This is a genomic window from Acidocella sp. MX-AZ02 (genome assembly GCF_000306035.1).
Classification (GTDB): Bacteria; Pseudomonadota; Alphaproteobacteria; order Acetobacterales; family Acetobacteraceae; genus Acidocella; species Acidocella facilis.
In genome coordinates this window covers 410369-421802 of the sequence record NZ_JH976208.1, presented here as the reverse complement: position 1 = coordinate 421802, position 11434 = coordinate 410369, and the positions used below count along the sequence as shown (strand labels likewise).

The 11434-nt window shown below is 65.9% G+C and carries 9 protein-coding genes and 1 pseudogene; 6 read left to right on the top strand and 4 right to left on the bottom strand.

Annotated features, from left to right (window positions below; all coding sequences use genetic code 11):
* The 4 genes from MXAZACID_RS10240 to otsB all read right to left on the bottom strand — a co-directional run.
* Positions 1-867: ATP-binding protein (locus MXAZACID_RS10240; protein ID WP_144052774.1), on the bottom strand; the 867-nt coding region annotated here is incomplete at its 3' end.
* 242 nt (positions 868-1109) lie between these two features.
* Complete coding sequence (locus MXAZACID_RS10235) at positions 1110-2477, bottom strand: trehalose-6-phosphate synthase (protein ID WP_008494246.1); 1368 nt, start codon at positions 2475-2477, stop codon at positions 1110-1112.
* Positions 2462-4273 (bottom strand): glycoside hydrolase family 15 protein, encoded by a 1812-nt coding sequence (locus tag MXAZACID_RS10230; protein ID WP_008494245.1) that lies wholly within the window; start codon positions 4271-4273, stop codon positions 2462-2464. The genes MXAZACID_RS10235 and MXAZACID_RS10230 overlap by 16 nt, the downstream gene beginning before the upstream one ends.
* On the bottom strand, positions 4251-4997 hold the full coding sequence (gene otsB / locus MXAZACID_RS10225; RefSeq protein ID WP_035179317.1) for a trehalose-phosphatase: 747 nt from the start codon (positions 4995-4997) through the stop codon (positions 4251-4253). Before otsB ends, MXAZACID_RS10230 begins: the two co-directional genes overlap by 23 nt.
* 176 nt (positions 4998-5173) lie before the next feature.
* Here otsB and MXAZACID_RS10220 point away from each other — a divergent pair, with 176 nt between their 5' ends.
* The 6 genes and pseudogenes from MXAZACID_RS10220 to MXAZACID_RS10195 form a co-directional block, all read left to right on the top strand.
* Complete coding sequence (locus MXAZACID_RS10220) at positions 5174-5725, top strand: cytochrome b (RefSeq protein ID WP_008494243.1); 552 nt, start codon at positions 5174-5176, stop codon at positions 5723-5725.
* Between the two features lie 283 nt (positions 5726-6008).
* Positions 6009-6098, top strand: coding sequence for a K(+)-transporting ATPase subunit F (kdpF, locus tag MXAZACID_RS10215; RefSeq protein WP_039885169.1), 90 nt, complete (start codon positions 6009-6011; stop codon positions 6096-6098).
* A 10-nt stretch (positions 6099-6108) separates the two neighbouring features.
* Entirely contained in the window at positions 6109-7800 is a 1692-nt protein-coding gene (gene kdpA, locus MXAZACID_RS10210; RefSeq protein ID WP_008494242.1) for a potassium-transporting ATPase subunit KdpA, read from the top strand.
* 1 nt (position 7801) lies between these two features.
* Positions 7802-9823 carry a potassium-transporting ATPase subunit KdpB gene (kdpB, locus tag MXAZACID_RS10205; RefSeq protein WP_008494241.1) on the top strand — a complete coding sequence of 674 codons (2022 nt, stop codon included), beginning with the start codon at positions 7802-7804 and terminating at the stop codon, positions 9821-9823.
* A gap of 12 nt (positions 9824-9835) precedes the next feature.
* Positions 9836-10438, top strand: a complete 603-nt coding sequence (gene kdpC, locus MXAZACID_RS10200) for a potassium-transporting ATPase subunit KdpC (protein ID WP_008494240.1) — start codon at positions 9836-9838, stop codon at positions 10436-10438.
* 6 nt (positions 10439-10444) lie between these two features.
* Positions 10445-11434 (top strand): annotated as a pseudogene (locus MXAZACID_RS10195) (sensor histidine kinase KdpD); the annotation flags it as partial.

Sequence of the window (11434 nt, the reverse complement as noted above, 5' to 3'; positions counted from 1 at the left end):
CGGGGCGTCCGGCGGAGGTGCTGCCAGAATCACCGCATGCGCATCCTCCAACGCCGCCCCCGGCAGCGGGGTCAGGCGCGGGGTGGAGGTACGCGGCGCGGTCTGCGTGGCGCCGATGCGAATCGAGAGCGGCCGGCGCGACAATGCCGGGCCGAGCGCCATGAAATGCCCGCGCTCCAGGTCCCGGAACGCCTCCGCCTGGCGGCGCTCCATGCCCAGCAGATCCGCCGCCCGCGCCATATCGATATCCAGAAAGGTGCGGCCCATCAGGAAGTTGGAGGCCTCGGCGGCGACATTCTTGGCCAGCTTGGCCAGGCGCTGGGTGGCGATGACCCCCGCCAGCCCGCGCTTGCGCCCGCGGCACATCAGATTGGTCATCGCCCCGAGAGAGAGCTTGCGGGCCTCGTCCGCAACCTCGCCGCCGACGGCGGGAGCGAAAAGCTGGGCCTCGTCCACCACCACCAGCACCGGGTACCAATGGTCGCGCGGCACCTCGAACATGCCGCCGAGAAAGGCGGCGGCGCGGCGCATCTGGGTCTCCGCGTCCAGCCCTTCCAGGTTCAGCACGGTAGAGACGCGGTGCATCCGCGCCCGCTCGCCGGCCAGTTGCAGCCCCTGCTCGCTATGCGCCTCGGCATCGATCACCAGATGCCCGAAGGCCTCGGCCAAAGTAACGAAATCGCCTTCCGGGTCGATGATCGCCTGCTGCACCCAGGGCGCGCTCTGCTCCAGCAGCCGGCGCAGCAGATGGGACTTGCCGGAGCCGGAATTGCCCTGCACCAGCAGGCGGGTGGCGAGCAGCTCCTCCAGATCCATGGCGGCCGCAACCCCGCCGGGCCCCTGCCCCATATCAATCGCTACCGTCATATCCCGAGTCCAAAGCCCTGCATCGCCGGGAGGGCTTATCAACCGCGGCGGGCCGCGTCGAGGCTGGTGCGAATCCTTGAAAACAACCTTCTGAAAATTTGCGAAAGTTTTTTGGTGCCGCTTTTTTTCAAAAGAGCGGCGAAAACGGCTGGGCGTAGGCAACGCCGCCGTCACCCCGCGAACCTTCGTGGGAAGTTTTTGAAAAAAGCTCCGACCCCCTCAAAAACTTTTACAACTCTCGCTTAATGATGCCGATTCAACGCGGCCACGAAGCTACGGCTGAAGGCGGTGGCGTTATGGGTGCGGATATGCTCCAGCAGCGCCTCGTGCCGCTCCTGGCGCTCCTCCAGGCTCATGCTCATCGCCCGATCCATCGCCGCCGCCATCGCGTCGATGTCATAGGGGTTGACCAGCAGCGCCTCGGGCAGCAGCGAGGCCGCCCCGGCGAAGCGCGAAAGGATCAGCACCCCCGGGTCCGCCCCGTCCTGCGCGGCGATATATTCCATCGCCACCAGATTCATGCCGTCACGCAAAGGCGTGACCAGCCCGATATGCGAGATCCGGAACATCCCCGCCAGCAGGCCACGCCCGGCCGCGCGGGTCATGTAGCGCAGCGGCACCCAGTCGAAATCCGAGAACGCGCCATTGATGGCGCCGGCCTTGTAGGCCAGCTCGTCGCGCAAGGATTTGTACTTCTCCACCTCCTCGCGCGACGGGGCGGCGACCTGCAGGAAGCTGATCCTGCGCCGATGCTCGGGATAGCTGCCGAGGAAGCGCCGATAGGCGTCGAAACGCGCCGGCAGGCCCTTGGTATAGTCCAGCCGGTCGGCGCTGATCATCAGCGTGCGCCCGTTCAGGCTTTCCACCACGCGCTTGGCCTCCACCCGGCGGATGGCGCGCCCGGCGAGGCGCGAGAAGCCCTCCACATCGATGCCGATCGGCGTGACCACGACGCGGATGCGCCGCCCCTCATGCAGCACATCATCGCCCTGCACCTGGTAACCATGCGCCGCCATCGCCTCGAGAAACCGCGCCCGGTCCGGGGGGGTATGAAAGCCGATCACGTCATGCGCCAGCATGCCGGCCAGCAGCTCCTCCGCGCAGGGCAGCAGCTCAAACAAAGCCGGCGCCGGGAAGGGAATGTGCAGGAAGAAGCCGATGCGGTTGCGCACCCCGCGCCGACGCAGATCCGCCGCCACGCCGAGCAGCTGGTAGTCATGGATCCAGATCAGATCATCCGGCCGCAGCAGTGCCATCAGCGCTTCCGCGAATTGCTCATTCACCTCGCGATAGGCCTTGTACTCGGCGGAATCGAAGGTGACGAAGCTCGGCATCATGTGAAAGAGCGGCCAGAGCGTGGCGTTGGAAAAGCCGAGATAGAAGGCGCGGTGGTCAGCCTCCGCCAGATCGATGGTGGCGTAGGTCACACCTTCGGCCTCGGCGCGGGTCACCTCATGGGAGCGCGTGTCGATGCATTTGCCCGACCAGCCAAACCAGACCGAGCCCGGCACCAGCGCATCGGCCAGCCCCACCGCCAACCCGCCGGCGCGCGGCGCGGCGCCATCCGAGACATCCGGGACGCGATTAGAGACGATTACGAGGCGCGCCATAGCCCCTCCTCCCAGCCGCGCGAGAGACGCATCGCGCAGAGAATCAAGCCCACATGGGAATAGGTTTGCGGAAAATTGCCCCAGAGCCGGCTGGGCGTGCCATCCTGCGCGGGCTCCACATCCTCGGCCAGCAGCCCGACATGGTTGCGCGCCGCCAGAATGCGCTCGAACAGCTCCATCGCCTGCGCCCGCCGCCCGGCCAGCGCCAGGGCGCTGACATGCCAGAAGCTGCACAGCAAAAACGCGGTTTCCGGCAGGCCGAAATCATCCGGATCGTCATAACGCATCACGAAGCCGCCATGCATCAGCCGGCGCTCGACCATATCCAAGGTCGCCGCGAATTCCGGGGATTTCGCGTCGATGAAGCCGATATTGGGCAACACCAGCACCGAGGCATCCGCCACCTCCTGATCCAGCGCACCGGAGATCCAGCCTTCCCTGGTCACCACCCGGCGCATGATTTCCGCGCGCAGGCTCTGGGCGCGCAGGGTCCATTGCGCCGCCTCCGCCTCCAACCCCAAGGTCGAGGCGATCATCGCCAGGCGCGAGAGGGCGGCCCAGCACATCGCGGCGGAGAAGCTATGCACACGGGCCATGCCGCGAAATTCCCACGGCCCCGCATCCGGCTCCAGCGCCACGCGCTCGGCTATGTCGCCCAGCTCGCAGAGCTGGCGATAGAGCGCCTCATCGCCGCGCACCCGCAGCCGGCGGTCGAAGAAAAGCTGCGCCAGGCTCATGATGATCGAGCCATAGGCATCGTTCTGGCGCTGCCCGGCGGCGCCATTGCCGACCCGCACCGGCAGATTGCCCTCGCCATAGCCGGTCAGCGCCGGGGCGATATATTCATCCAGCTTCATGCCCGGCGCGATGGGAAAGAGCGGCGGCAGCTCGCGCGGGCCGGCACTGGTGACGGTATCCAGCACGAAGCCGAGATAGGTCTCCATCGTCCGCGTCGCCGAGAGCTGGTTGAGGGCGGCGATGGTGAACATCGAATCACGCAGCCAGCAGAAACGGTAATCCCAGTTGCGCCCGGAGCCCTGGGCCTCGGGCAGCGAGGTGGTGAGGGCCGCGACGATGCCGCCAGTATCGTCATAAGAGCAGAGCTTGAGCGTGATCGCGGCGCGGATCACCGCCTCCTGCCAGTCGAACGGCACGTTCAGGCTGGCGACCCATTCCTCCCAATAAGCCCGGGTTTCGGCCAGGAAATGCGTGGCCAGCTGGTCCGGCGCCTGGTTCAGCGGCTCATCCACGCTCAGCACCAGCGTGCCCGGCCGGCCCAGCGTGAGCGGCTGCTCATGCACGATATGCGAGATCGGCAGATCCGTGGTCACCCGCAGGGCGAATTCCGGGCCGACAAAACGCAGATGATTGCTGCCAATCCCCGGCTTGGGATGCTCCGCGCCATAGGCGAAGCCCGGCTTGATGCGCAGCTTCACCCGCGGCCGCCCAGCGAGCGGCTCCAGCCGGCGCATGAGCATGTAGGGATGGAAAACCCGCCCATAAAGCCGGAAACGCGGGCAGAAATCCAGCACCCGCAGCGCATTGCCCTGATCATCGCGCAGGATCGTCTCCAGGATCGCGGTATTGGGCAGATAGCTCTGTGTCGCCTCGACCTGGCCGACCAGCTCGACATGCATCTCCCCTTGCTCAGCCGGGCCGCCAAGCAGAGCGTGAAAGACCGGGTCGCCATCCAGCCGCGGCCAACAGCACCAGACATGCCGGCCGTCCCGGTCCACCAGCGAGGCGATGGCACCATTGCCGATGACGGCGAGGTCAAGATTGGAGCGTAGCGACATCCATCCTCCCTTTTTCCAGGCTGGCGGCCAGCCAGGCGCGCACCGCCTCGACCTTGCCACCGAAATCACGGGCGACATGCAGCCCCATCCCGCCCATCTCACGGGCGCGGGCGATGGCCGGCTCGTCCGTCACATCATCGCCGATGAAGACCGGCCGGCGCCCCGCATAAGGCGGCAGCGCCATGAAGCGCTCCAGCGCCGCGCCCTTATCCGTGCCGCGCTGGCGGATTTCCAGGGCGGCGTGCGCCGGCATCAGCACCAACCCGGGATGCGGCGCGGCCAGCGCCTGGCCCAGCTCGGTCAGCGCCTCCTGCGCCTGCGGGGCGGCGCGCCAATGCAGCACCAACCCGAAGCGTTTTTCCTCCAGCAGCGTGCCAGGATGGCGCCCCACTGCCTCGGCCAGCGGCGCGCGCAGCGCCTGCAAGGCGGGGTCCGGCCGCGCCTCGGCGATGATCGCCCCGTCCCCGGCGCGCAACACGGCGCCATGCTCCGCCCCGGCGGCGAAACCTGCCCCGAGCAGCTGGTCGATATCCGCCAGACGGCGGCCGGAGAGCAAAGCCAGCGCCCCATCCAGCCAGCCCGCCAGCCCGCGCAGCAGCGGCGGCAGACCAGGCGGCACCTCCACACCCAACGGATCAACAGAGAAGTTGAGAAGCGTTCCGTCAATATCGAGGAACAGGGCGCAATCATGTGCCAATTCGGGCGGAGAGTTCTGGTGGCGCATCCGACCGATATGGCCACGGAAATGCTGCCACATCCTAACCGCGACATGAAGATCCTGTAACACCAGCCATTTGTGGCGGAATGCCGATGTCGCGCTTGCCATTTTGGCCCGATTTCTGCCACACCCCGTCCCCCAGAACGGTCACGCGATCCGAATTACAGCCATAAGGCCAAAACATGTCCGATATGATATCGATTGATAAGCCCGGCAGCCGCCATGACGGGCCGACCATCGCCTTGCACTGGCTCACCGCCCTGCTGGTTGTGGTGAACTTCCTGCTGGCGGAATTCTGGGATTTTTTCTCCAAACCGAACCATCATCTGATGATCGTGCTGCATATGTCTTTCGGGCTGCTGCTCACGGCGGTGTTCGTGCTGCGGCTGGTCTGGCGCGCCCGCCCCGGCCACACCCAGTTCGACGACGGCAAGGACCTGCTCAATCGCGGTGCGCGCGGGCTGCACCACCTGCTTTATCTGTTGCTGGGCGCGGAAATCCTGCTCGGCTTCGCCACACGCTGGACGGATAACCAGCCCTTGAGCTTCTTCGGCCTGCCGATCCCTTCGCCCTTCGGCGATTTTTCCAGGGCGACCGGGCATTTCGTCGACCAGATCCATGATTATGTCGCCTGGACGATCATCATCCTCGCCGGGCTGCATGCGCTGGCGGCGTTGGTGCATCATTATGTGCTGAAGGACGGGGTGCTGCGCCGCATGCTGCCGCGCGGCTAGAGCAGCATCCGATCAAACGGACTCGTTTGATCGGATAAAGTTGCTCGGGCAAACAAAAAGCTAGAGCGTATTCCGTGCACCAAAGTGAACAGAATACGCTCTAGCCGCAAATCTTTATACGCTCTTTATGGCGCCGCGATGCCTTCCGCATCGCGGCTTTATTTTTGTCCGCCTACACCACAGGCTTCCATAGGAGGCCGTAAATGGGCGATCTCGTCACCATCATCTTCGGCGCGATGATTTTCGCGTTGTTGATCCTTTATGTTCCCGCCTGCGAGCACGTATGATGCTGGACCAGGCTCTGGGGGGCGCCATCTGCGCCGTGCTGCTGGTTTATCTGGTCTGGGCGATGCTGCGCCCTGAAGATTTCTGAGAGAACTCCCATGACAATTCAGGGCATCGCGTATATCGCGCTGGTCTTTCTGCTCGTGCTCGGCGCGGCGTTTCCGCTCGGGCGCTATCTGGCGGCGATTTTTGAAGGGCGGGTGCGGTTTCTGCGCCCGCTCGAAACCGGGATTTACCGGCTGGCCGGGGTGGATGAACGCCGCGCCATGGGGTGGCAAAGCTACGCGGTGGCGTTGCTGCTGCTCAGCGTGATCCATTTCGCGCTGCTCTATGCGATTTTGCGGCTGCAATTCTATCTGCCGATGAACCCGCAACATATCGCCGGCATGTCGCCGCGCCTGGCCTTCAACACCGCCGCCAGCTTCGCCACCAACACCAACTGGCAGGCCTACGCGCCGGAGGCGCAGATCTCTGACGGTGCGCAGGCCTATGGGCTGGCCGTGCATATGTTCATCTCCGCCGCCGCCGGCATCGCCGCCGCCGCCGCGATGATGCGCGCCTTTACTGGAAACGCGGCGCGGCTGGGGAATTTCTATGTCGATCTCACCCGCATCACCCTTTATCTGCTGCTGCCCGGCGCTTTAATCGCGGCGGTGCTGCTGGTGCTGGCGGGCGTGCCGCAAAGTTTCTCTGGCTTCATCACCGCGCACACGCTGCAGGGCGGCACGCAGACCATCGCCATCGGGCCGGTGGCGTTGCAGGAGGCGATCAAGGAGCTGGGCACCAATGGCGGCGGCTTCTTCAACGCCAATTCCGCGCATCCGTTCGAAAACCCCAATGGCTGGACCAACCTCTTTGAAAACTGGCTGCTGCTGGTGATCGGCTTCGCCCTGCCCATCGCCTTCGGCCATATGGTGAAGGACAAGGCGCAGGGCCGCGCGCTGATGGCGGCGATGGCGATCATCCTGGCGCTGGGCTGCATCGGCGCCTACGCGGCGGAGGCGCATGGCAACCCGTTGCAAATCGCCGCCGGCGTCGCGCCGGGCGGCAATTGGGAAGGCAAGGAAATGCGCTTCGGCATCGCCCCCAGCACCACCTTCAACGTCTCCGCCACCGGCACCTCAACGGGTGCCGTGGACAGCTTCACCGACAGCTACACCCCGCTGGGCGGTGCCGTGCCGCTGTTCCTGATGCAGCTGGGCGAGGTGACACCGGGCGGCGTCGGCTCGGGCTTCTACACCATCATCGTCTTTGCTTTGTTCTCGGTGTTTATTGCGGGTTTGATGGTCGGGCGGACACCGGAATATCTCGGCAAGAAGGTGCAGGCGAAGGAGATCAAGCTCGCCATGCTCGGCGTGCTGATCCTCACGCTGTTCATCCTGGCCGGGGCTGGCTTCTCGCTGGTCACCAAATCCGGGCTGGCCTCCTTGGCGAATGCCGGGCCGCACGGCCTCACCGAGATGCTCTATGGCTGGACCTCCGCCACCGAGAATAATGGCAGCGCCTTCGCCGGCCTCTCCGCCGACACGCCCTTGCTGGATTACGGACTGGGGGCGGCGATGCTGTTCGGGCGTTTCGCCTTCATGATCCCGGTTCTGGCCATCGCCGGCTCGCTCGCCGCCAAGCCGCGCCTGGCCGCCAGCGCCGGCACCTTCCCCACCACCGGCCCGCTTTTCATCGGGCTGCTCATCGGCGTCATCATCATCCTCGGCGGTCTGCAATTCCTGCCGGCCGATACGCTGGGCCCGCTCGCCGAACATGTGCTCCTGCAAGCTGGAAAGATTTTCTGAAATGTCGAACGCTGAAACAATTTCCCTGTTCGATGCCGGCATCATGCGCCGCGCGGGCCTGGATGCGCTGGCCAAACTCAACCCCGTCACGCTGATGCGCAATCCGGTGATCTTCGTCACCGAGATCGTCTCGGCCCTGGTCACCGCCACCGGCATCGAGGCGCTGGTGACACACCGGCCGGCGGAATTTCCCCTGGTCATCGCGGCCTGGCTGTGGCTGACGGTGATCTTCGCCACCTTCGCCGAGGCGGTGGCGGAAGGGCGCGGGCGGGCGCGGGCGGAAACGCTGCGCCGCGCCCGCTCGGATACCATGGCCAAGCTGCTCACCAACCCGCCCAACCGCGCCCTCTACAAACCCACCGCGGCACCTGATCTGCGCCAGGGCGATATCGTGCTGGTCGAGATGGGGGACATCATCCCCTCGGACGGCGAGATCATCGAAGGTGTCGCCAGCGTCAATGAAAGTGCCGTCACCGGCGAATCCGCCCCGGTCGTGCGCGAGGCGGGCGGCGATCGCTCGGCGGTGACCGGCGGCACCCAGCTGGTCTCGGACTGGCTGGTGATCCGCATCACCGCCGATGCCGGCAACACCTTTCTGGACCGCATGATCTCGCTGGTGGAAGGTGCTGAGCGCCGCAAGACGCCGAATGAGATCGCCCTGAACATCCTGCTCGCCGGCCTCACCTTGGTGTTTCTCATCGCGGTGGTGACACTGGTTGGCTTTGGCGCTTATTCCGGAACGAGCTTTTCCATCCCCGTGCTGGCGGCTTTGCTGGTCTGCCTGATCCCCACCACCATTGGCGGGCTGCTCTCGGCCATCGGCATTGCCGGCATGGACCGGCTGGTGCGCTTCAATGTCGTCGCCACCTCCGGGCGCGCGGTGGAGGCGGCGGGCGATGTCGATGCGCTGCTGCTCGACAAAACCGGCACCATCACCTTCGGCAACCGCATGGCCTCGGCCTTCTATCCGGTGAATGGCGTGCAGGAGCGCGATCTGGCGCAGGCCTGCGCCATGGCGAGCCTGGGCGATGAAACCCCGGAAGGCCGCTCCATCCTCGCCCTGGCGCGCGACAAATACAGCCTCACGCCCGAGCGTCCGGCGGATGCCACCATCATCCCCTTCAGCGCCAATACCCGCATGTCCGGCATCGACAGCGCTGGGCAAAGCTTCCGCAAAGGGGCTGTGGATTCCGTGCTGAAAGCGCTGAACACGCAAGGCGACGACGCCTTCGCGCAGGCCGCTGCGCGCATCGGCCGCGCCGGCTCCACCCCGCTGGCGGTGGCGCTGAACGACAAGCTGCTCGGGCTGATCGAGCTGAAAGATATCGTCAAACCCGGCATCAAGGAACGCTTCGCCGCCTTGCGCGCCATGGGCATCCGCACCGTTATGGTCACCGGCGATAACCGCGTCACCGCCGCCGCCATCGCCGCCGAGGCCGGGGTGGACGACTACATCGCCGAGGCCACACCGCAGAACAAGCTTGATTATATCAGGAAGGTTCAGGAAGAAGGCCGCCTGGTCGCGATGTGCGGCGACGGCACCAACGACGCCCCGGCCCTGGCCCAGGCGGATGTCGGCGTGGCGATGCAGACCGGCACCCAGGCGGCGCGCGAGGCCGGCAACATGGTGGATCTGGACAGCGACCCGACCAAGCTGATCGAGATCGTCGAGATCGGCAAGCAATTGCTGATCACCCGCGGGGCGCTGACCACCTTCTCCATCGCCAACGACATCTCAAAATATTTCGCTATCCTGCCGGCGATTTTCGTGAGCACCTACCCGCAGCTGGGGGTCTTCAACATCATGCATCTGCGCAGCCCGGAGAGTGCGATCCTCTCGGCGGTGATCTTCAATGCGCTGATCATCGTGGTGCTGGTGCCGCTCGCGCTCAAGGGGGTGAAATTCCGCGCCATCGGCGCCGCCGCCCTGCTCAAGCGCAACCTGCTGATCTACGGGCTGGGCGGCCTCATCGCGCCCTTCGCCGGGATCAAGCTGATCGACATGCTGCTTGGCCTGATCTGAAGGAACATCATCATGATACTCCGCGAACTTCGCCCGGCGCTCTCGCTGGTCGTGCTTTTCACACTGGGCCTTGGTTTCATCCTACCGGAGGCCTTCACCGGCGCCATGCAGGCGGCGCTGCCCGTCCAGGCCAATGGCTCGCTGCTGCGCCAGAACGGCCAGATCATCGGCTCCGCCTTGATCGGGCAGAATTTCACCGGGGCGGATTATTTCCAGCCCCGTCCCTCGGCGCTGATGGGTACGGATGCCAAGGGCAACGCCATCCCCACCCCGTATGACGCCAGCGAATCCGGCGCCTCGAATCTCGGCCCCACCAGTGCCGCGCTGCAAACCGCCATCCAGCAGCGCGTCGCCACCTACGTTAAAGCCTATGGCCCGGGGCCGGTCCCGCCGGATGCCGTCACCAGCTCCGGCTCCGGGCTGGACCCTGACATCTCGCTCGCCAACGCGCTGCGTCAGGCTCCCGCCATCGCCGCCGCGCGGCATCTGCCGGCAGCGACCGTGACCGACCTCATCGCCCGCTCGACCCACCATGCTGTGCTCGGCGTCATCGGCACCGACCATGTGAATGTCCTCGAACTCAATCTTGCGCTGGACAAGCTCAGCCGCTCATAAACCAGCATGGCGAAAGACGAGGATACACGGCCGGACCCGGAGGCGCTGCTGGCGGCGGCGGCACGGGACGGGCGCGGGCGCCTGAAAATCTTCCTCGGCGCCGCACCCGGTGTCGGCAAGACCTGGGAGATGCTGGACGCCGCCCAGGCCAAGGCCGCGCGCGGGCTGGATGTGGTCGCCGGGCTGATCGAAACCCATGGCCGCGCCGGCACCCTCGCCAAGATCGGCACGCTGGAACAGCTGCCCCGGCATGCCGTTCCCTATCGCGGCCAGAGCCTGGAGGAGTTCGATCTGGAGGCCGCCCTGGCCCGGCGCCCGCAGCTGCTGCTGGTCGATGAGCTCGCCCACACCAACGCGCCGGGCCAACGCCATGCCAAACGCTGGCAGGATGTGCAGGCGCTGCTGGAGGCGGGCATCGATGTCTGGACCACGGTGAATGTCCAGCATCTGGAAAGCCTGAACGACCAGGTGGCACGCATCACCGGGGTGCGGGTGGCCGAGACCATCCCCGATACAATGCTGGACATGGCCGATGAGATCGAGCTGATCGACCTGCCCCCGGCGGAGCTGCGCGGGCGGCTGCAGGAGGGGCAGATCTACCGGCCGGAGGTGGCGGCGCGGGCGCTGAAGGATTTCTTCCGCGAAGGCAATCTCGGCGCGCTGCGGGAGATGGCGCTGCGCCGCGCCGCGCAGCGGATCGACAAGGATGTCACCCGCTATATGCGCCTGCGCGCCATCCCCGGCCCCTGGCCGGTGGCCGAGCGGGTGCTGGCGCTGGTGGCAGCCGATGGCGCCGCCGGCAATGTGGTGCGTCACGCCGCCCGGCTGGCGGAGGCGCTGCACGCCCCCCTCACAATCTTTCATATCGAGCGCGGCAGCGACGATGCCAGGCTGCAGGCGGCACTGGATCTGGCGCTGCAGCTGGGCGGCCAGGTGGTGACCCAGAGCGCGACAGACATTGTCGGCGCGGTGCTGGATTATGCCGCCCGGGCAAAA

Excerpts from the sequence above, each read along its gene's own strand:
- kdpB (WP_008494241.1), top strand. The coding sequence starts at position 7,802 with ATGTCGAACGCTGAAACAATTTCCCTGTTCGATGCCGGCATCATGCGC.
- MXAZACID_RS10235 (WP_008494246.1), bottom strand. The coding sequence starts at position 2,477 with ATGGCGCGCCTCGTAATCGTCTCTAATCGCGTCCCGGATGTCTCGGAT.
- MXAZACID_RS10230 (WP_008494245.1), bottom strand. The coding sequence starts at position 4,273 with ATGTCGCTACGCTCCAATCTTGACCTCGCCGTCATCGGCAATGGTGCC.
- kdpC (WP_008494240.1), top strand. The coding sequence starts at position 9,836 with ATGATACTCCGCGAACTTCGCCCGGCGCTCTCGCTGGTCGTGCTTTTC.
- kdpF (WP_039885169.1), top strand. The coding sequence starts at position 6,009 with ATGATGCTGGACCAGGCTCTGGGGGGCGCCATCTGCGCCGTGCTGCTG.
- kdpA (WP_008494242.1), top strand. The coding sequence starts at position 6,109 with ATGACAATTCAGGGCATCGCGTATATCGCGCTGGTCTTTCTGCTCGTG.
- MXAZACID_RS10220 (WP_008494243.1), top strand. The coding sequence starts at position 5,174 with ATGTCCGATATGATATCGATTGATAAGCCCGGCAGCCGCCATGACGGG.
- otsB (WP_035179317.1), bottom strand. The coding sequence starts at position 4,997 with ATGCGCCACCAGAACTCTCCGCCCGAATTGGCACATGATTGCGCCCTG.